At 70.5% G+C, this 19,911-nt stretch carries 20 protein-coding genes; 10 read left to right on the top strand and 10 right to left on the bottom strand.

All coding sequences use genetic code 11. The features are described from left to right. Positions 1-28: 28 nt before the first annotated feature. Positions 29-2,311 carry a transglycosylase domain-containing protein gene (locus tag AB0Q90_RS28585; protein ID WP_363161048.1) on the bottom strand — a complete coding sequence of 761 codons (2,283 nt, stop codon included), beginning with the start codon at positions 2,309-2,311 and terminating at the stop codon, positions 29-31. A 407-nt stretch (positions 2,312-2,718) separates the two neighbouring features. Between AB0Q90_RS28585 and wblA the strand changes: the two genes are divergently transcribed. Further along, entirely contained in the window at positions 2,719-3,057 is a 339-nt protein-coding gene (gene wblA, locus AB0Q90_RS28590; RefSeq protein WP_363161047.1) for a transcriptional regulator WblA, read from the top strand. Between the two features lie 12 nt (positions 3,058-3,069). On the opposite strand, the gene AB0Q90_RS28595 is transcribed toward wblA, so the two are convergent. After that, positions 3,070-4,428: an ArsA family ATPase gene (locus tag AB0Q90_RS28595; protein ID WP_363161045.1), complete on the bottom strand. Its 1,359-nt coding sequence runs from the start codon at positions 4,426-4,428 to the stop codon at positions 3,070-3,072. Next, the gene (locus AB0Q90_RS28600; protein WP_363161044.1) at positions 4,425-5,402 is read right to left on the bottom strand and encodes an ArsA-related P-loop ATPase; all 978 of its coding nucleotides are present in this window, start codon (positions 5,400-5,402) and stop codon (positions 4,425-4,427) included. Before AB0Q90_RS28600 ends, AB0Q90_RS28595 begins: the two co-directional genes overlap by 4 nt. 116 nt (positions 5,403-5,518) lie before the next feature. On the opposite strand from AB0Q90_RS28600, the gene AB0Q90_RS28605 reads away from it, so the two are divergent. The 4 genes from AB0Q90_RS28605 (at position 5,519) to AB0Q90_RS28620 (ending at position 7,953) form a co-directional block, all read left to right on the top strand. Next, a complete protein-coding gene (locus AB0Q90_RS28605; RefSeq protein ID WP_003975360.1) occupies positions 5,519-5,680 on the top strand; it encodes a DUF4177 domain-containing protein in 162 nt (53 codons plus the stop codon). Next, entirely contained in the window at positions 5,677-6,144 is a 468-nt protein-coding gene (locus AB0Q90_RS28610) for a RidA family protein (protein WP_363161043.1), read from the top strand. The genes AB0Q90_RS28605 and AB0Q90_RS28610 overlap by 4 nt, the downstream gene beginning before the upstream one ends. Positions 6,145-6,256: 112 nt before the next feature. Then, entirely contained in the window at positions 6,257-7,126 is an 870-nt protein-coding gene (locus AB0Q90_RS28615) for an NUDIX hydrolase (RefSeq protein WP_363161042.1), read from the top strand. After that, positions 7,123-7,953, top strand: a complete 831-nt coding sequence (locus tag AB0Q90_RS28620; RefSeq protein ID WP_363161041.1) for an MBL fold metallo-hydrolase — start codon at positions 7,123-7,125, stop codon at positions 7,951-7,953. The genes AB0Q90_RS28615 and AB0Q90_RS28620 overlap by 4 nt, the downstream gene beginning before the upstream one ends. On the opposite strand, the gene AB0Q90_RS28625 is transcribed toward AB0Q90_RS28620, so the two are convergent. Then, a complete protein-coding gene (locus tag AB0Q90_RS28625) occupies positions 7,950-8,771 on the bottom strand; it encodes a nucleotidyltransferase domain-containing protein (protein ID WP_363161040.1) in 822 nt (273 codons plus the stop codon). The genes AB0Q90_RS28620 and AB0Q90_RS28625 overlap by 4 nt on opposite strands. Positions 8,772-8,958: 187 nt before the next feature. Next, positions 8,959-9,633 (bottom strand): Crp/Fnr family transcriptional regulator, encoded by a 675-nt coding sequence (locus AB0Q90_RS28630; protein WP_015658871.1) that lies wholly within the window; start codon positions 9,631-9,633, stop codon positions 8,959-8,961. Between the two features lie 252 nt (positions 9,634-9,885). On the opposite strand from AB0Q90_RS28630, the gene nth reads away from it, so the two are divergent. From nth to AB0Q90_RS28645, 3 genes are all read left to right on the top strand, one after another. Further along, a complete protein-coding gene (gene nth, locus AB0Q90_RS28635) occupies positions 9,886-10,818 on the top strand; it encodes an endonuclease III (protein ID WP_363161039.1) in 933 nt (310 codons plus the stop codon). 235 nt (positions 10,819-11,053) lie between these two features. After that, positions 11,054-11,761: a CoA pyrophosphatase gene (locus tag AB0Q90_RS28640; RefSeq protein ID WP_363161038.1), complete on the top strand. Its 708-nt coding sequence runs from the start codon at positions 11,054-11,056 to the stop codon at positions 11,759-11,761. Between the two features lie 63 nt (positions 11,762-11,824). Continuing rightward, positions 11,825-13,024, top strand: coding sequence for a MarP family serine protease (locus AB0Q90_RS28645; protein ID WP_363161036.1), 1,200 nt, complete (start codon positions 11,825-11,827; stop codon positions 13,022-13,024). 55 nt (positions 13,025-13,079) lie between these two features. On the opposite strand, the gene AB0Q90_RS28650 is transcribed toward AB0Q90_RS28645, so the two are convergent. From AB0Q90_RS28650 to acs, 5 genes are all read right to left on the bottom strand, one after another. Beyond that, positions 13,080-13,262, bottom strand: coding sequence for a hypothetical protein (locus tag AB0Q90_RS28650; RefSeq protein ID WP_363161035.1), 183 nt, complete (start codon positions 13,260-13,262; stop codon positions 13,080-13,082). Positions 13,263-13,389: 127 nt separating this feature from the next. Next, entirely contained in the window at positions 13,390-14,313 is a 924-nt protein-coding gene (locus AB0Q90_RS28655; RefSeq protein WP_363161034.1) for an alpha/beta hydrolase, read from the bottom strand. Continuing rightward, entirely contained in the window at positions 14,310-14,801 is a 492-nt protein-coding gene (locus tag AB0Q90_RS28660; RefSeq protein WP_363161033.1) for a phage holin family protein, read from the bottom strand. Before AB0Q90_RS28660 ends, AB0Q90_RS28655 begins: the two co-directional genes overlap by 4 nt. Positions 14,802-14,845: 44 nt before the next feature. Further along, on the bottom strand, positions 14,846-16,282 hold the full coding sequence (gene nhaA / locus AB0Q90_RS28665; protein WP_363161032.1) for a Na+/H+ antiporter NhaA: 1,437 nt from the start codon (positions 16,280-16,282) through the stop codon (positions 14,846-14,848). Between the two features lie 185 nt (positions 16,283-16,467). Further along, the gene (gene acs, locus AB0Q90_RS28670) at positions 16,468-18,423 is read right to left on the bottom strand and encodes an acetate--CoA ligase (RefSeq protein ID WP_363161031.1); all 1,956 of its coding nucleotides are present in this window, start codon (positions 18,421-18,423) and stop codon (positions 16,468-16,470) included. 254 nt (positions 18,424-18,677) lie between these two features. Between acs and AB0Q90_RS28675 the strand changes: the two genes are divergently transcribed. Then, positions 18,678-19,274: an RNA polymerase sigma factor gene (locus AB0Q90_RS28675; RefSeq protein ID WP_363161030.1), complete on the top strand. Its 597-nt coding sequence runs from the start codon at positions 18,678-18,680 to the stop codon at positions 19,272-19,274. Beyond that, positions 19,271-19,900, top strand: coding sequence for a hypothetical protein (locus tag AB0Q90_RS28680; RefSeq protein WP_363161029.1), 630 nt, complete (start codon positions 19,271-19,273; stop codon positions 19,898-19,900). The genes AB0Q90_RS28675 and AB0Q90_RS28680 overlap by 4 nt, the downstream gene beginning before the upstream one ends. Positions 19,901-19,911: the final 11 nt, after the last annotated feature.

Consider the following 19,911-nt stretch of genomic DNA (forward strand, 5'->3'; position numbering starts at 1 on the left):
GGGAGCCTCAATCCCGGGAGTACGGACCTCAGTCCCGCCCCCCAGTGCCGTTACCGCTGTTCGTCTGGCCCTGGAAGAAGTCCTCCGGGATCGAGAACGTCGGATCCGGGGTCGTCGTGCCGCCGTCCGAGCCGGTGCTGGTGCCGCCGTCGACCAGGCCGCCGATGAGACCGCCGTTGCCGTTGCCGTTCTCGTCGCCGTTGCCGTTGTCGTTGTCGTCGTCATCCCGGTCCCGGTCGCCCTTGTCGCTCGGGGGGATGTTGACGAGGTTGAACTCGGGCGCTTCCTTGCCCTCCAGCGCGCCGGTCATCATGGCGTTCCAGATCGGGCCGGGGACCTGGCCACCGAAGACCTTCTCGTGCCAGACGCCACCGATCGTGATGTCCTGCATCTTCCGCTTGTGCGCGGGGTCGCCGACCCAGACCGCGCCGGCCATGTTCGGCGTGTAGCCCACGAACCAGGCGGCGTAGCGCTCGTCCGTCGTACCGGTCTTGCCCGCGCTGGCGCGGCCGCTGAGCCCTGCCTGCTGGCCCGTACCGTCCTCGACCACGCCCCGCAGCAGGGTGTTGATGGTGTCGGCGGTCTGCTCGGACATCGCGCGCGAGCAGGTCGACTTGGGGACCTCAAGCGACTTGGTCTTGCCGCCGACGCGCTGGGTGATCGACTCGATGGCGACCGGCGTGCAGTACATGCCGCGGGCGGCGAAGGTGGCGTAGCCGTTCGCCATGGTCAGCGGGGACATCTCCTGGGTGCCGAGGGCGATGGAGGGGGCCTGGTCCATCTTGGCGCCGTTCGCGCGTTCGACGCCCATCTTCCCGGCCATCTCCGTGACCGGGCAGATGCCGATCTCGCTGATCAATTCGATGTAGTAGGTGTTGACCGACTTCGCGGTCGCTTCCTTCATGTCGTACGGGCCGACCTCGGACTCGTTCTCGTTGGCGACCGGGACGCCCGACTCGTTCCAGGTCTTGCCGTCGCAGGCCGAGACCGGGCTCGGGTAGTCCATCTCGTACGGCGACCGGTACACCTTGTTCGCCGGCGTGCCGCCCTCAAGCGCCGCCGCGGCCACGATCGGCTTGAACGTCGAACCGGGCTGGTAGCCCGCGCCGCCGCCCATGGCCGCGTCGACGGAGAGGTTGATCTGCGTCTCGTTCTTGCCGAAGCCGTACGGGCGGGACTGGCCCATGGCGAGGATCTTGCCGGTGCCGGGCTCGACGATCGTCGCGGCGGTCGCCACGTCGTCGCTCTTGTAGACGTGGTCCTTGACCGACTGCTGGACCGAGTCCTGAGCCTGCGGGTCGAGGGTCGTCTGGATCGTCAGACCGCCCTGGTTCCAGATCTTGGCCCGGGCCTCCTTGGTCTTGCCGAAGACCGGGTCCTGCAGGAACACCGCGCGGACGTAGTCGCAGAAGAAGCCCGCGCCCTTGACCGCGGTGATGCAGCCGTTCTTGGGCTTGCTGACCTTCAGGCCCAGCGGCTTCTCCTTGGCCGCGTCGGCCTCCGCCTGGGAGACGTTGCCGACGTCGGCCATGCGCTGGAGCACGGTGTTGCGCCGCTTGGTGGCCTCGGCCTCGTCGTTGACCGGGTCGTAGCGCGACGGCGACTGGACGATGCCGGCGAGCAGCGCGGCCTCGTCCAGCTTCAGGTCCTTGGCCGACTTGGAGAAGTAGCGCTGGGCGGCGGCCTCGACGCCGTAGGCCTGCTGGCCGAAGAACGTGATGTTCAGGTAGTTCTCAAGGATCTTCTTCTTGCCGAGCTCCTCCTCGACCTGGATCGCGTACTTCAGTTCGCGGATCTTGCGGCCGAGGGTCTGCTGGGTGGCCTGCGCGACCTTCGTCGGGTCGTCGCCGGCCTCTTCGACGAAGACGTTCTTGACGTACTGCTGGGTGAGCGTGGAGGCGCCCTCGGAGACCCCGCCGCTCTGCGCGTTGCGGTTCAGCGCGCGCAGGACGCCCTTCAGGTCGACCGCGCCGTGCTGGTAGAAGCGGGCGTCCTCGATCGCGACGATCGCCTTCTGCATGTACGGCGAGATGTCCTTGAGGTCGACCACCGTGCGGTCGCGCGAGTAGACCGTGGCGATCGTGCCGCCCTTGGCGTCGAGGATCGTGGTGCGCTGACTCAGCGGTGGCGTCTTGAGGTTGGCCGGGAGCTCGTCGAAACTCTCGACCGAGCCCTTGGCGGCCAGCCCCAGCGCGCCGACCGCGGGCAGGGCGATGCCTGCCAGGACGGCTCCCGCGAGCACACTGACACCGAGGAACTTGGCGGCCTGCTGCGTTGGCGACAGACCACCGCCCGAGCGCTTCTTTGGCATGGGGGCAGCCTACGTTCTCATTCGCCGGACACGCGTATATGCCTTGGCCTAAGCTGCTCTCAACTGTCACAGCAGTAGGGCTACGTATCAATACGTCCGGCGACCCCGAATCGTTCCGGTCGGCCATCACTTTTTTGATGGGAACGTGTCCGAATCCGCCTTGTGTGTCACCTGGCGCCCGTTGTGACTCAACTGAACTGTCCCGCTTTGCCGGGATGATCACGCATGTCACCAGCTCACTCCCCCGGGTGATCTGCCGCTTACGCATAGTCCGTTCGGGCCATTCAAGATTGGGCCCGCTGGGGGTGTTGCGCTGTGCCCACCTTCCGTAACGTCCTCAACTGGCGGCGGTGAATATGCCGCTGCCGCCGTGGGGGAGCCTCGATTCGGGAGAGGACGGCGCCGGTATGGGCTGGGTAACCGACTGGAGTGCGCAGGCGGCCTGCCGCACTACCGATCCGGATGAACTGTTCGTTCAGGGAGCAGCGCAGAACAGGGCCAAGGCAGTGTGCACCGGATGTCCGGTACGCACGGAATGTCTGGCCGATGCGCTCGACAACCGCGTCGAGTTCGGCGTGTGGGGAGGCATGACGGAGCGGGAGCGTCGCGCACTGCTGCGCAGGCGGCCGACCGTCACCTCCTGGCGCCGGCTGCTGGAGACGGCTCGTACGGAGTACGAGCGCGGAGTGGGCCTGGTGCCCCTCGACGACGACGATGTCTACGAGAACTACGCGGCGGTGAGCTGAGGGGATTCCCCCTCACGCGCCGGCACCGGGGTTGGGCAGCTCCGGTCGGCCGGCCGCCAGCCGGTTTCCGATGTCCCGCAGCCCCGCGAGGTCATGCACATCGCCGGGCAGCGCGGCCACTTCGGCCACCGCCACCTCGGGGTGGAGCGCGGTGAAGCGATCACGCGTGCGCTGCTCGCGGGAGAGCAACTGCATACGATCGGCGTGCAGCCTCAGCAGGCCTGCGGTGAGCTGGTCGACGGGGCGCGCGGGGTCCGGGTCGCCGAGGCGCTCGACGTCCGTGGCGGCGGGGGAGCCTTCCTCGGTGGCTTCGGGCGGTGCCTCGGGAGCGGGAGATTCTGAACTGCCGTACGTGTCGGGAGAGTTACGAAGTCCAGCTTTCCCGCCGTCCTGATCGACAATGCGGGACTCCTCAAGATTTTCCGCGGCGGCGAGCGCCCGCTCGGCCGACAGCCGGTCGGCGCCGCTGCCGTGGACACGGTTGAGCACCAGACCCGCGAGCGGCATGTCCTCGGCGGCCAGCCGCTCCACGAAGTACGCGGCCTCGCGCAGCGCGTCCCGCTCCGGCGCCGCGACCACCAGGAACGCCGTCCCGGGCGCCTGAAGCAGCTTGTACGTCGCGTCCGCGCGCGTACGGAACCCGCCGAACATCGAGTCCATCGCCGCCACGAACGTCTGCACGTCCTTCAGCAGCTGCCCGCCGAGCAGCTTGCCGAGGGCGCCGGTCATCATCGACATGCCGACGTTCAGGAACTTCATCCCGGCCCGGCCGCCGACCTTGGCGGGTGCCAGCAGGACGCGGATCAGCTTGCCGTCGAGGAACGACCCGAGGCGCTTGGGCGCGTCGAGGAAGTCCAGCGCGGAGCGCGACGGCGGCGTGTCCACGACGATCAGGTCCCAGGCGTCCTTCGCCCGCAGCTGGCCCAGCTTCTCCATCGCCATGTACTCCTGCGTGCCCGCGAAGCCCGCCGAGAGCGACTGGTAGAAGGGGTTGCCCAGAATCGCGGCCGCCCGCTCGGGATCCGCGTGCGCCTCGACGATCTCGTCGAAGGTGCGCTTCATGTCGAGCATCATCGCGTGCAGTTCGCCCTCGCCCTCGACACCCTTCACGCGGCGTGGGGTGTTGTCGAGCGAGTCGATGCCCATGGACTGCGCGAGACGGCGGGCCGGGTCGATGGTGAGGACCACCACCTTCCGGCCGCGCTCGGCCGCGCGCAGGCCGAGGGCCGCAGCGGTGGTCGTCTTGCCCACGCCGCCCGAGCCGCAGCACACGATGATCCGCGTCTTGGCGTCGTCGAGGAGCGGATCGACGTCCAGGCCGCGGGCCGGGGTGAGGTGGTGATGGGCACCTGTGTGGGCGTCCGGGCTCATTTCATCCCCTGCTCTCGCAGCTCGGTGGCCAGTTCGTACAGCCCCGCCAGGTCCAGTCCCTCGGCGAGCAGCGGCAGTTCGTGCATCGGCAGGCCGAGTTCGGCCAGGACGGCGCGCTGCTCGTGCTCCAGCGTGTACCGCTCGGCATACTCCTCGGCCTGCGCCAGCAGCGGGTCCACCAGCCGCTCCGCGTGCCCGCCGCGCCGCGCACCGCCGAGGCCGGCCGCCGACAGGGACTGCGCGAGGGCCGTACGGGGCGTGCTGCGTACGAGTTCCAGGTCGGCCGCGTCCAACACCTGCGGCCGCACCATGTTCACGATGACCCGGCCCACCGGCAGCCGGGCCGCCCGCAGTTCGGCGATGCCGTCCGCCGTCTCCTGGACCGGCATCTCCTCCAGCAGCGTCACCAGGTGCACGGCCGTCTCCGACGACTTCAGCACCCGCATCACGGCCTGCGCCTGATTGTGTATCGGGCCGATCCTGGCGAGGCCGGCGACCTCGTCGTTGACGTTCAGGAAGCGCGTGACGCGGCCGGTGGGCGGGGCGTCCATGACGACGTAGTCGTAGACGAACCGGCCGTTCTTTTCCTTGCGTCGGACCGCCTCACACGCCTTGCCGGTCAGCAAAACGTCCCTGAGGCCCGGGGCGATGGTGGTGGCGAAGTCGATGGCGCCGAGTTTCTTCAGCGCCCGTCCCGCGCCGCCCATCTTGTAGAACATCTGGAGGTAGTCCAGTAGGGCCAGTTCGGGGTCGATGGCGAGGGCGTACACCTCCCCGCCGCCCGGCGCTACGGCGATCTTCCGTTCCTCATAAGGCAGCGCCTCCGTCTCGAAGAGCTGTGCGATGCCCTGCCTGCCCTCGACCTCGACGAGAAGCGTCCGCTTCCCCTCGGTGGCGAGAGCGAGCGCGAGCGCTGCGGCGACCGTGGTCTTTCCGGTCCCGCCCTTGCCGCTGACGACCTGGAGCCTGCTCACGTCTTCGAGCCTAACCAGTCGGCCGCCGGATCACGCCGGAGGCTGTGGACAACGTGCGCGCGGGGTGGGGACGGGGGCGGCCGGACGCGGGGGCGGCAGGGGCTAGAGTCGGCCACATGACCAAGTGGGAATACGCAACCGTGCCGCTGCTCGTCCATGCCACGAAGCAGATTCTGGACACCTGGGGCGAGGACGGCTGGGAGCTCGTCCAGGTCGTGCCCGGGCCGAACAACCCCGAGCAGCTCGTGGCCTACCTGAAGCGGGAGAAGCAGGCATGAGCGCGGTGGAGGCTCGGCTGGCCGAGCTGGGTCTGACGCTTCCGGAGGTCGTGCCGCCGCTGGCCGCGTACCAGCCGGCCGTGCAGTCGGGCGTCTACGTGTACACCTCCGGTCAGCTGCCCATGGTGGAGGGCAAGCTTCCGGTCACCGGGAAGGTCGGCGCGGAGGTCACGGCGGAGGAGGCGAAGGAGCTTGCCCGTACGTGCGCGCTCAACGCCCTTGCCGCGGTCAAGTCCGTCGTCGGTGACCTGGACCGCATCGCGCGCGTGGTGAAGGTCGTGGGCTTCGTGGCGTCCGCCTCGGACTTCACGGGGCAGCCGGGTGTCATCAACGGCACCAGTGAGCTGCTCGGCGAGGTACTCGGCGACAAGGGCGTCCACGCGCGCAGCGCGGTGGGCGTGGCCGTGCTGCCGCTGGACGCGCCGGTCGAGGTCGAGGTGCAGGTGGAGCTCGTCGAGGCGTAACGCCTCCGGCGGCCCGTGCGGGCTCGGTGGGGGCCGGGGCAGTGGACCCGACCCCCACCCCTCACTCCGGGCACCTCTCGAACATCCGCGCACCCCGAGATAGCCTCCGCACATGGCGAACGGTCAGTGGTATCCCGCGGAGTGGCCCGACCGCATCCGCGCGCTCGCGGAGGGCACCCTCACTCCGGTGACCCCCAAGCGCGCGGCCACCGTCATGCTGCTGAAGGACACCGGCACCGGCCCCGCCGTCCACATGCTCCGCAGACGCGCCTCCATGGCCTTCGCCGGCGGCGCGTACGCGTACCCCGGCGGCGGCGTCGACCCCCGTGACGACGAGCACCACGTCCGCTGGGCGGGCCCCACGCGCGCGTGGTGGGCGCAGCGGCTCGGCGTGGACGAGACGGGGGCCCAGGCGATCGTCTGCGCGGCGGTGCGGGAGACGTACGAGGAGGCGGGCGTCCTGCTCGCCGGCCCCGCCCCCGATGCCGTCGTCGGCGACACCACGGGGGAGGACTGGGAGGCGGACCGCGCGGCCCTGGTCGCCCGTGACCTGTCCTTCGCCGAGTTCCTGGACCGCCGCGGCCTGGTCCTGCGCTCCGACCTGCTGGGTGCCTGGACGCGCTGGATCACCCCGGAGTTCGAGCCCAAGCGCTACGACACATGGTTCTTCGTGGCCGCTCTCCCAAAGGGGCAGCGCACCCGCAACGCCTCCACGGAGGCCGACCGCACGGTGTGGATCCAGCCGACGGGCGCGGCGGCCTCGTACGACAAGGGCGAGCTGCTGATGATGCCGCCCACGATCGCCACCCTGCGCCAGCTCGCGCCGTACGGCACGGCCGCCGAGGCGCTCGCGGCCGCCCCCGGGCGGGACATGACCCCCGTCCTGGCACAGGCGTACCTGGCGGACGGCGAGATCGTGCTCACCTGGCCGGGGCACGACGAGTTCACCAAGCACATCCCGACCGGTGGAGCCCCCGCATGACGGACGCAAGCACCCTGCCCGGCCGGCCGCGCGGCGGGGTCCTCTCGGGCCCCGCCACCCCGCGCGCGGTGAACGTCCTCGCGCCCAACGCCTCCGCGATGACCCTGGACGGCACGAACACCTGGATCCTGTCCGAGCCGGGCTCCGAACTCGCGGTCGTGGTCGACCCGGGGCCGCTCGACGAGGGCCATCTGCGCAATGTCGTCGACACCGCCGAGCAGGCCGGCAAGCGCATCGCCCTCACCCTGCTGACGCACGGTCACCCCGACCACGCCGAGGGCGCCGCGCGTTTCGCCGGGCTGACCGGCACGAAGGTGCGCGCGCTGGACCCGGCGCTGCGGCTGGGGGAGGAAGGGCTGGGCGCCGGGGACGTGGTGCGGGTCGGCGGTCTTGAGCTGAAGGTCGTACCGACGCCCGGGCACACCGCGGACTCCCTGTGCTTCCATCTCCCGGCCGACCGCGCGGTCCTGACCGGAGACACCGTCCTGGGGCGTGGAACGACCGTCGTGGCGCATCCCGACGGCCGTCTCGGCGACTATCTGGACTCACTGCGCCGGCTGCGCTCGCTCACGGTCGACGACGGCGTCCACACGGTGCTGCCGGGCCACGGGCCGGTCCTGGAGGACGCCCAGGGCGCCGTCGAGTTCTACCTGGCCCACCGCGCCCACCGCCTCGCCCAGGTCGAGACGGCGGTCGAGGACGGCTACCGGACGCCCGAGGAGATCGTCCGCCACGTGTACGCGGATGTCGACCGTTCCCTGTGGCCGGCGGCGGAGCTGTCGGTGCGGGCGCAGCTGGACTACTTGTCGGAGCACGGGCTCGTCTAGTCGGGGCGCGGTGTCTTTACGCCGTGCACGCGCGCGTACTCGGCGGCGAGCCACGGGCCCAAGTCGTCGACGTAGGAGCGCAGTACGGCCGGGTCGCCGGTCGGCGCACAGCCGAGGGCGGCCGCCGCGCGCACCTGCTCCGCCCGGTCGGGGTAGTACGCGCCGAACGCCGCGGCCATCTCCGTCAGGTCGCTGGTCCAGCCGTTCCAACGGGGCATGACGAGCGTGAATCCGGTGCGGACGAGGTGGCGGGACATGTACCGGACGAGCGGTCTGCGGGCCTGTTCGGAGTCCTCGGCAGCGGCGATCCGTTCGCGCCAGCGGGGGAGCAGGAGGGCCAGGTCCCCATTGGTCTCCCGGGCGAGCAGCGAGTCGGGCCGGTAGCGCGGCAGGTACTCGGCGAGGTCCTCGCCGAGCAGCGGCGTGCACAGGCAGGCGACGAACCAGCCCAGGTCGTACGTCTCCAGGTCGCTCAGCAGCCGCGTCCGGCTGTACAGGAGCGTGCCTACGCCGTCGATCTGCGCGAACTCCTTGTCGAGCGCCTCGCCGAGCACCCGGGCGGCCTCCCGGTCGGCGTCGGTCGGCTCCGCGCGCAGCGCGACCAGCAGGTCGAGGTCGCTGCGCCCCACGCGCGCGGTGCCGCGCGGAATCGACCCGTAGAGGTACGCGCTGTCCATACGTGCCCCGAACGCGTCGAGCAGCCGGTCACGTGCGGCGGCGACGACCGGGCGGAAGGAGTGGGTGACGCGCCCGAGCGATCCCTCGCGCTCGATGCAGCCCTGGGGATCGAGTCCGGGGCGCTGAACGGTTTCGGCCATGGAGCAACTGTGCCCCGGCGGGGCGGCCGGGGCGGCGCATTTTTCGGCGCGGCCTGCTGCGTTCAGCCCGTCCGGCGCTTGAGGACGAGGCCGCTCGGGCCGGGGGCCCGGGAGGCGGTCACGCGAACAGGGCCCGCCTCATGAGAGGACGGGCCCTGAAGCAGCAGTAAGGCGCCGAGGCCGAGCGTCAGCGGGACCGCTTCGCGAGGCGCTCCACGTCCAGCAGGATCACCGCGCGCGCCTCCAGGCGCAGCCAGCCGCGCTGGGCGAAGTCGGCGAGGGCCTTGTTCACGGTCTCGCGGGACGCGCCGACCAGCTGGGCCAGCTCCTCCTGCGTGAGGTCGTGGACGACGTGGATGCCCTCCTCGGACTGCACGCCGAAGCGACGGGAGAGGTCCAGCAGGGCGCGGGCCACACGGCCGGGGACGTCCGAGAAGACGAGGTCGGACATCGCGTCGTTGGTGCGGCGCAGGCGCCGGGCCACGGCGCGCAGCAGTGCGGTGGCCACCTCGGGGCGGGCGTTCAGCCAGGGCTGGAGGTCGCCGTGGCCGAGGCCGAGCAGCTTGACCTCGGTCAGCGCGGTGGCGGTCGCCGTGCGCGGGCCCGGGTCGAAGAGCGACAGTTCGCCGATGAGCTCGCCGGGGCCGACGACGGCGAGCATGTTCTCGCGGCCGTCGGGGGAAGTGCGGTGGAGCTTGACCTTGCCCTCGGTGACGACATAGAGCCGGTCACCCGGGTCGCCCTCGTGGAACAGGGAGTCGCCACGTGCGAGGGTCACCTCACTCATGGAGGCGCGCAGTTCCGCGGACTGCTCGTCGTCGAGTGCCGCGAAGAGCGGGTTGCGCCGCAGAACGTCGTCCACGAGTTCTCTCCTTGTCGACCTGCTCAGGGGATCTTGCTCCCCCTTGGTACCAGGGGACCGTGTTCCCCATTTTGCCGGACGGTCCAAACAGTGTGATCTGTCACAAGGATGCCGCACAGGTGTCCCGAGGTAAGCGGCAGGGGTCCAATTGGGGGCTGATCTTCAGGGGCCGGGGCGGATGTCGGTGCCGGGCTTTAGGCTGGCCGGGTGTCCAAATCGCCGGTGAGAGCACAGGCCAAGGGGGCTGGGCGGGTGGTTGTACGTCGAGATTCCGCTGTGGGCGAACAGGACCCCGGTGGCGGAAAGAAAACGGCAAAAGCGACAAAGGGTGCCCCTGTGAAGAAGGCTGCGCCGGTCAGGAAGTCGGCCGCGGGCAAGGCTCCTAAGACGGCAGCGAGCAAGGCTCCGAAAGAGGAGTCGCGTACCGCGCTCGTCCGTCGTGCCCGCCGTATCAACCGCGAGCTCGCGGACGTCTACCCGTACGCCCACCCCGAACTGGATTTCGAGAACCCCTTCCAGCTGGTGGTCGCCACGGTCCTGTCCGCCCAGACGACCGATCTGCGCGTCAACCAGACGACCCCCGCACTCTTCGCCAAGTACCCGACGCCCGAGGACCTGGCCGCCGCCAACCCGGAGGAGGTCGAGGAGATCCTGCGCCCGTGCGGGTTCTTCCGGGCCAAGACCAGGTCGGTCATAGGGCTGTCCAAGGCGCTGACGGAGGACTTCGGCGGTGAGGTGCCCGGCCGTCTTGAGGACCTCGTCAAACTGCCCGGCGTCGGCCGCAAGACCGCCTTCGTCGTCCTCGGCAACGCCTTCGGGCGGCCCGGCATCACCGTCGACACGCACTTCCAGCGGCTCGTGCGGCGCTGGCGGTGGACCGAGGAGACCGACCCCGACAAGATCGAGGCGGCCGTCGGCGCGCTGTTCCCCAAGAGCGACTGGACGGACCTCTCCCACCACGTGATCTGGCACGGCCGCCGCATCTGCCACGCCCGCAAGCCCGCCTGCGGCGCCTGCCCCATCGCCCCGCTCTGCCCGGCGTACGGCGAGGGCGAGACCGACCCGGAGAAGGCGAAGAAGCTCCTCAAGTACGAGAAGGGCGGCTTCCCGGGCCAGCGTCTGAACCCCCCGCAGTCCTACCTGGACGCGGGCGGCAAACCGGCCCCGCCGCTGGGGGCCGGATGACGGGCCGCGCGCGCAGGCGGGGCCGGGCGGTGCTGCGTCGTCGGCCCGGCGGGCCTGTTCAGGGGCCGTCCCGGGGCTGCCCTTCAGGCCGAGCTCAGGCTCGGTCTCAGGGCCGATCTCAGGCTCGACCCCAGGGCCGATCTCAGGGTCGATCTCAGGGTCGATCTCAGGGTCCGGCCCAGGAACGATCTCGGTGCGGCCCGGCGTTGGACACGGCAGAACGACGGGGGTGGCGATGACACGCGCGAGCAATACCCAGGGCGGGCCGGTGGTGCTCAGCAAGGACGGCCTGCCCGCCTGGCTCGACCCGGTGGTGCACGCCGTGGAGACGGTCCAGCCGGTGCAGCTGAGCCGCTTCCTGCCGCCGGAGAGCGGGGCGGGACGCCAGTCCGCCGTTCTGATCCTGTTCGGCGAGGGTGACGGCGACGGCGAGCGCGGGCCCGAGCTGCTGCTCATGGAGCGGGCCAGCTCCCTGCGCTCCCATGCCGGCCAGCCCTCCTTCCCCGGCGGCGCCCTCGATCCCGAGGACGGCGACCCGAAGGCCGACGGACCCCTGCGGGCCGCTCTCCGCGAGGCCGAGGAGGAGACCGGGCTCGATCCGGCGGGCGTACAGCTCTTCGGCGTCCTGCCCCGGCTGTACATCCCGGTCAGCGGCTTCGTCGTCACCCCGGTGCTGGGCTGGTGGCGCGAGCCGACCCCGGTCGGCGTCGTCGATCCGAACGAGACCGCCCGGGTCTTCACGGTCCCCGTGGCGGATCTCACGGACCCCGCCAACCGCGCCACAGCCGTCCATCCCAGCGGCCACAAAGGTCCGGCATTCCTGGTCGAATCGGCCCTCGTCTGGGGCTTCACCGCGGGGATCATCGACCGCTTGATCCACTTCGCGGGCTGGGAGCGGCCCTGGGACCGGGACAGGCAGGTCCCGCTGGACTGGCGGTCATGACAGGGTGGGCGCCGTGCTGTGTAATCCGGGGGGCCGTGAAGTGACGAGGCGAGGCTTGAAGCGGTGAACGTGCTCGACATCCTGCTGCTGGTCGCCGCCGTGTGGTTCGCGATCGTGGGCTACCGCCAGGGCTTCGTCGTCGGCATCCTGTCGGTGATCGGCTTCCTCGGCGGCGGCCTCGTCGCCGTCTACCTGCTCCCGGTCATCTGGGACGCCCTGACGGACAACGCCGAGGTCAGCACGACCGCGGCGGTCGTCGCCGTGGTCGTCGTCATCGTCTGTGCCTCCGTCGGCCAGGCCCTGACCACCCACCTCGGCAACAAGCTGCGCCGGTACATCACCTGGTCCCCGGCCCGCGCCCTGGACGCGACCGGCGGCGCCCTGGTCAACGTTGTCGCGATGCTCCTGGTCGCCTGGCTGATCGGCTCGGCTCTGGCCGGCACCACTTTGCCGACGCTCGGCAAGGAGGTCCGTAACTCCAAGGTGCTGCTCGGGGTGTCACGGGCGCTGCCCGCGCAGGCCGACACCTGGTTCGCGGACTTCTCCGCGGTCCTCGCGCAGAACGGCTTCCCGCAGGTCTTCAGCCCGTTCTCCAACGAGCCCATCAACGAGGTCCAGCCGCCCGACCCGGCCCTCGCCAGCAGCGCCGTCGCCACCAGCGCGAAGAATTCCATCGTCAAGGTCGTGGGCACCGCGGAGAGTTGCGGCAAGGTCCTGGAGGGCACCGGCTTCGTCTACTCCGACCGCCGCGTGATGACCAACGCCCATGTCGTGGGCGGCGTCGACGAACCCACCGTCCAGATAGGCGGCGAGGGCCGCAAGTACGACGCGACGGTCGTCCTCTACGACTGGAAGCGCGACATCGCCGTACTCGACGTCCCCGATCTGGACGCGCCCGCGCTCCAGTTCACCTCCACGGACGCCCGCAGCGGCGACGGCGCGATCATCGCGGGCTTCCCGGAGAACGGCGCCTACGACGTCCGCGCCGCGCGCGTCCGCGGCCGTATCCCCGCCAACGGCCCGGACATCTACCACCGCGGCACCGTGCACCGTGACGTCTACTCGCTGTACGCGACCGTCCGCCAGGGCAACTCCGGCGGCCCGCTCCTCACCCCCGAGGGCAAGGTGTACGGCGTGGTCTTCGCGAAGTCCCTCGACGACGCCGACACCGGCTACGCGCTGACGGTGGACGAGATCCAGGAGGACATCACCGCCGGGCGCACCGCCAACCAGCAGGTCGACAGCGACAGCTGCGCGTTGTAGGTCCTCGGTCCACGGCAACAGCCGCGCGCCGCAGGCCCGCGAGGGGCTCGGGCGCTCAGCCGCGCGGGTGACGCAGGCGTACCGAGACCCAGCGGGCCCGGCGGCGCAGGATGCGTGGGATTCCCACCCGGAGGTCGCTGCCCGCCATCTGCGGGGCGGCGCCCCGCTGGTGGGAGCTCAGGGCGTTGCCCGAGCGGCGATTGCGTGCTGCGTCACTGTAGTCGTGCGTCCAGCCCATACCCCGACGTGTGCCCCTGCCCCAAGGTCGATAACCGCCCCCAGGGCCCCCAATTGGCCTATGCGCCGGGCATTTGGCTGTTCGTAGTACAGGTGTTCAGGTCCGGATACCGGGCGCATCGGCACGGTCACCGATCGGGTTCGGGATCCTTCAGCCAGTTGACCAACTCGGCGGAGAAGGCGACCGGATCCTCCTCGTGCGGGAAATGGCCGAGACCGTCGAACAGCCGCCAGCGGTACGGGGCTTCGACGTACTCGCCGGAGCCGGCCGCGCTGCGGGTGCGCATCACGGGGTCGAGGGAGCCGTGCAGATGCAGCGTCGGCACCCGCACCGGCCGCTTCATGCGCCGGTTGAACTGGATGCCGTCGGGGCGGGCCATTGACCGCACCATCCAGCGGTACGGCTCGATCGAGCAGTGCGCGGTCGAGGGGATGCTCATGGCGCGCCGGTACGTCTCCACCGCCTCGTCGTCCGGCAGCCGCGGCCCGGACCAGTCCCGCACGAGCCGGCCCACCAGCGCCCCGTCGTCGGCGGTGAGCTGACGCTCGGGGATCCAGGGGCGCTGGAACCCCCAGATGTAGGAACCGGCGGTCGTCTGCTTGACGTCCGAGAGCATCGCCGAGCGCCACCGTCGCGGGTGCGGCATGGACGAGACCGCGAGCCGCCGTACCAGCTTCGGGCGCATCACGGCCGCCGTCCACGCCAGGTAGCCGCCCAGGTCGTGGCCGACCAGCGCGGCGTCCGGCTCGCCGAGGGAGCGGATCACGCCGGTGATGTCGAGGGCGAGGTTGGCGGGGTCGTAGCCGCGCGGGGTGCGGTCGCTGCCGCCGACGCCGCGCAGGTCCATGGCGACGGCCCGGAAACCGGCGTCGGCGAGGGCCGGCAGCTGGTGCCGCCAGGTCCACCAGAACTGCGGAAAGCCGTGCAGCAGCAGGACGAGCGGCCCGTCGCCCATCTCGGCGATGTGGAAGCGCGCACCATTGGCCGCGACGTCGCGATGGGTCCAGGGACCGTCGGGCCGTACGACCGAGGCAGTGGCGGGGTCCGTCATGACGACGAGCGTGCCACAGCCTCGATGGCCGCGGGGGAGCGGTCCTCCAGGGCCGGTGCGGTCCGCGGGTGGGGCTTGGCCTTCTGCAGGACGCCCGCCGTCTCCTTCATGGACGCGGCGACCTTCTGCGGGCCCTTGCTCTTCTTGGCCTTCTTCGCGAAGACGACGCCGATCATCGCCAGGCCGACCGCGATGAGGACGTTCGCCGCGAAGGACAGCAGGAAGCAGATCGCGAGGTTCCAGTCGCTCCAGGTACGAATGCCGTACGCCAGGGCAAAGTTGAGCATCGGCAGCGAGAACACCAGAACGGCGCCGGCCACCATGAACGCGCCGCCGCTGGTGGCACCGCGCTTCACGTCCTGCTTGAGCTGCGCCTTGGCCAGCGCGATCTCGTCGTGCACCAGCGCCGACATCTCGGTGGTCGCCGAGGCGAACAGCTGGCCGATGCTGCGTTCGGCGCCGACCGGGCTGCCGTCGGGTGCGCTCATCGCGGACTCCCTCTATCGAGCAGGTTTTGTACCGTCCCGTCAGATCATGCCCGACGGTCGTTGTCCTCGCTTGCCCCGCCCGTCACTTCCGCAAGGGCGTGGCGCTCGGCGGCCTTGACCTCGGCGATCCTGCGGTGCTCGGCGGCCTTGCGCTCGTGGATGGCAGCCATCCGCAGGTGGTACTCCGGCTGGTCCTCCTCGTAGATGTCCGGGATGCCGTCGAGGTCCTCGTCGCGCTCCTCGGCCTCGCACATCCGGCGGTACGTGCCGTTCCGTATCTTCAGCAGCACGGCCGCCAGGGTCGCCGCGATGAGGGAGCCCAGCAGGACGGCGGCCTTGATCTCGTCCGTCATTGTCGTGTCGCCCTCGAAGGCGAGTTCGCCGATGAGCAGCGAGACGGTGAAGCCGATGCCGGCGAGCGTGGCCACGGCGAACACATCGGCCCAGGCGAGGTCGTCGCTGAGCGAGGCCCTGGTGAAACGTGCCGTCAGCCAGGTGCCGCCGAAGATGCCGACCGTCTTGCCGACCACGAGCCCGAGCACCACGCCGAGCGTCTCCGGCTGGCTGAACACATCGCCGACCGCGCCGCCGGAGATCGACACACCCGCGCTGAACAGCGCGAACAGCGGCACGGCCAGGCCCGCCGAGAGGGGCCGTACCAGGTGCTCGATGTGCTCGCCGGGGGAGTGCTGCTCATCCTCGTGGCGGGTGCAGCGCAGCATCAGACCCATGGCGACGCCGGCGATGGTGGCGTGGATGCCGCTGTTGTACATCAGCGCCCAGATGACGAGCGCGAGCGGGACGTAGACGTACCAGCCGCGTACGCCCTTGCGCAGCAGCAGCCAGAAGACCGCGAGGCCGACCACCGCGCCGCCGAGCGCGGCGAAGTCGATGGTGTCGGTGAAGAAGACCGCGATGATCAGGATCGCGAAGAGGTCGTCGACGACGGCGAGGGTGAGCAGGAAGGCGCGCAGGGCGCTCGGCAGGGAGGTGCCGATGACGGCGAGCACGGCCAGCGCGAAGGCGATGTCGGTCGCGGTGGGGACCGCCCAGCCCGACAGCGAGCCCCCGCCGGTGGCGGCGGTGAGGGTGTAGACGAGCGCCGGTACGGCCATGCCGCACAGGGCCGCGACCACGGGCAGCGCGGCTGCCTTGGGGTCGCGGAGGTCACCGGCGACGAGTTCGCGCTTGAGCTCGATGCCGGCGACGAAGAAGAAGATCGCGAGGAGTCCGTCGGCGGCCCAGTGGGCGAGGGACAGGTCGAGTCCGAGGGCCGCGGGGCCTATGTGGAAGTGGCTGACGCTCTCGTAGCTGTCGTGCAGGGCGGGGGTGTTCGCCCAGATCAGCGCGGCGACCGCGGCCAGGAGCAGCAATACACCGCCGACCGTCTCGGTACGCAGCGCGTCCGCGACGAAGGTGCGCTCGGGCAGGGAGAGGCGTCCGAGGACCTTGCGGCTGGGGGCGGGGCGGGGCGCGGACACGGGAGACCTCCGGTCGGGTGGGCAGCACGGAGCACATGCCGACCAGACTTCCCGGCGCACCTGATGTAGACGTCGTTTTCTTTAGCTTACCTAACGTGCGTGGGGAAGCATCCGGCGGACCTCACATTAGGCACAAAAGGGCCACCCGGCGCGTTCGCCCGGGCGGCCCTTCGGTGGTCGGTGGATCAGTCCTCGCTCGGCGCCGCCGGCAGCTTCGCCTGGATGAGATCCATGACCGTGGAGTCCGTCAGCGTGGTGACATCGCCGAGCTCACGGTTCTCGGCGATGTCGCGCAGCAGCCGGCGCATGATCTTGCCGGAACGGGTCTTCGGCAGCTCGGCCACCGGCATGATCCGCTGCGGCTTGGCGATCGGGCCGAGCGTGGCGCCCACATGACCCCGCAGCTCGGCGACCAGGTCCTCGGTCTCGGCCGCCGTACCGCGCAGGATCACGAAGGCGACGATCGCCTGGCCGGTCGTCTCGTCCGCCGCGCCGACCACGGCCGCCTCGGCCACGGAGGGGTGGGAGACGAGGGCCGACTCGACCTCGGTGGTGGAGATGTTGTGCCCGGACACGAGCATCACGTCGTCGACCCGGCCCAGCAGCCAGATGTCGCCGTCGTCGTCCTTCTTCGCGCCGTCACCGGCGAAGTACTTGCCCTCGAAGCGCGACCAGTACGTGTCGATGAACCGCTGGTCGTCGCCCCAGATCGTGCGCAGCATCGAGGGCCACGGCTCGGTGAGGACCAGGTAGCCGCCACCGCCGTTCGGGACCTCGTTCGCCTCGTCGTCGACGACCGTGGCGCAGATGCCGGGCAGCGGCGTCTGCGCGGAGCCGGGCTTGGTCTCGGTCACGCCGGGCAGCGGCGAGATCATCATCGCGCCGGTCTCGGTCTGCCACCAGGTGTCCACGATCGGGGTGGCGTCCGCGCCGATGTGCTTGCGGTACCAGATCCACGCCTCGGGGTTGATGGGCTCGCCGACCGAGCCGAGGACGCGCAGGCTGCTGAGGTCGAACTTCGCGGGGATGTCGTCGCCCCACTTCATGAACGTACGGATGGCGGTCGGCGCCGTGTACAGGATGGTGACCCCGTACTTCTGCACGATCTCCCAGAAGCGGCCCTGGTGCGGGGTGTCCGGCGTGCCCTCGTACATCACCTGCGTCGCGCCGTTGGCGAGCGGCCCGTAGACGATGTACGAGTGCCCGGTGACCCAGCCGACGTCGGCGGTGCACCAGTACACGTCGGTCTCCGGCTTGAGGTCGAAGACGGCGTGGTGGGTGTAGGCCGCCTGGGTGAGGTAGCCGCCGGAGGTGTGCAGGATGCCCTTCGGCTTACCCGTCGTACCGGACGTGTAGAGGATGAACAGCGGCTGCTCGGCCTCGAAGGCCTCGGGGGTGTGCTCGGCGCTCTGCCGCTCGACGATCTCGTGCCACCACACGTCACGGCCCTCGGTCCAGGCGACGTCCTGCCCGGTCCGCCGGACGACGAGCACGTGCTCGACGTTGTCCACCTTGTCGATCGCGTCGTCCACCGCCGGCTTGAGCGCGGACGGCTTGCCGCGCCGGTAGCCGCCGTCGGAGGTGATGACGACCTTGGCGTCGGCGTCCTGGATACGGGTGGCGAGTGCGTCCGCCGAGAACCCGCCGAAGACGACCGAGTGCGCGGCGCCGATCCGGGCGCAGGCGAGCATCGCGACGGCCGTCTCGGGGATCATCGGCATGTAGACGGCGACCCGGTCGCCCTTGCGAACGCCCAGCTCCAGCAGGGCGTTGGCGGCCCTGGAGACCTCGTCCTTGAGCTCGGCGTAGGTGATCGCGCGGCTGTCACCGGGCTCGCCCTCGAAGTGGATGGCGACCCGGTCGCCGTGCCCGGCCTCCACATGCCGGTCCACGCAGTTGTACGCGACGTTCAGCTCGCCGTCCTTGAACCACTTGGCGAACGGCGGGTTCGACCAGTCCAGCGTCTCGGTCGGCTCCTTGGCCCAGGTCAGCCGGCGGGCCTGCTCGGCCCAGAAGCCGAGCCTGTCAGCCTTGGCCTGTTCATACGCCTCCGCCGTGACGTTGGCGTTCGCGGCCAGGTCGGCGGGGGGTGCGAACCTGCGTTCTTCCTTGAGCAGGTTGGCCAGGCTTTCGTTGCTCACGACATCTCCCTTGCGGCGCTTTGTCGGGGGCGACCGTTGTGTCCCAGGCCACAGCTCATCAGACCTGAGGGCCCGATGACAAGGGTCGACCGGGAATTGGTTTAGACCTGTGTGCGGCTGGTGGTGGCAGTTCTTGCGGCAGTCGGCGTCATCCGTACCCACGGACGCTGACCAGGCGGAGTTCAGACTCTGTAACGCCTTTCACACTTCGGCCCAAGTACGGGTGAAGCGTCACCGACGAGAAGGGAGTCCGAGTGGAAGGGATACGGGGCGGGCCCGCCGCGGCGGCCCGCGACCCGGAACTCTTCGAGGAGTTCTACCGGCGCCATGTGAGCGCCGTGACCTCTTTCGTGGCCCGGCGTGTCGCGGACGCCCACACAGTGGCGGACCTGACCGCCGAGGTCTTCCTCGCCGTCCTCGACTCCGCCCACACCTACCGCCCCGGCAGGGGCAGCGAGCGAGCCTGGCTCTACGGCATCGCCCGCAACGTGGTCGCGGGGGAGTACCGCCGGATGGCCCGCGAGACGGCTCGCGACCGGCGCATCTCGGGGCGGCGGCTGCTGGAGGCCGACGACATCGCCCGCCTTGAGGACAAGCTCGACGCCGAGAGCCCCGGCCGCCGCGCCCTCGCGGCCCTGGAACGGCTCCCGGAGGGCGAGCGGGCCGTCATGGAGCTGATCGTGGTCGACCAGCTCACCCTCGGCGAGACCGCCGCCGCCCTCGGCATCCGCCCCGTCACGGCCCGCGTACGACTGCACCGGGCCCGCAAGTCGCTGCGCGCGCAGGCCGATTCGACGGCCCCGGACCCGCAGAACACATCCCTGTCGTACGCCACCGGAGGAGAGGCATGACCACCAGGACGACGTTCGAGGACCGACTGCTGACGGAGCTGCGGAGCGAGATCGAGCTCCGCGCCGCCGACCGGACCGCCTCGGCCGAGGCACCCGCCGCACGGCGCCGTGTGCTCACGCGCCCCAGGCTGGCCCTTGCCGCCGCTGCCTGCTCGGCGGCCGGGCTGGCCGTAGTGCTGGTGCCGGGCTCACCGGCCGACACACCCGCGTACGCGGTGCAGCGCCACGGCGATGGCAGCGTGACCCTCACCATGAAGGACATGTCCCTCGCCCCCGACGCCCAGCTCCAACTCGCCGAACGGCTGCGGGCGCAGGGCATCCACGTGACCATCGACGACCTCCCGGCCGGGAAGCAGTGCGAGCAGCCGCGCGGCGAACCGCTTCCCTCCTTCTGGGACGGCGACTCGGCCGAGAAGCCGCACAGAGTCGAGGACGAGCAGCGTGCATTGGTGCGGGAGGCCGTCCGGGCGGGGACCTGGAAGACCACTCTGCACCCCGGCGACTCCCTCGCCATCGAGAACACGAGGCCTTCCCAGGCGGACAGGAGCGAGGTCCTGATCGTCGGCGTCTACGCGGTGCGCGGCGAAGTCGGTGCCTGCAAGCCCGTGGAGGTGCCCCGGCACTGACCCGCAGCCGA

Source organism: Streptomyces sp. NPDC079141 (assembly GCF_040686775.1).
Taxonomy (GTDB): Bacteria; Actinomycetota; Actinomycetes; order Streptomycetales; family Streptomycetaceae; genus Streptomyces.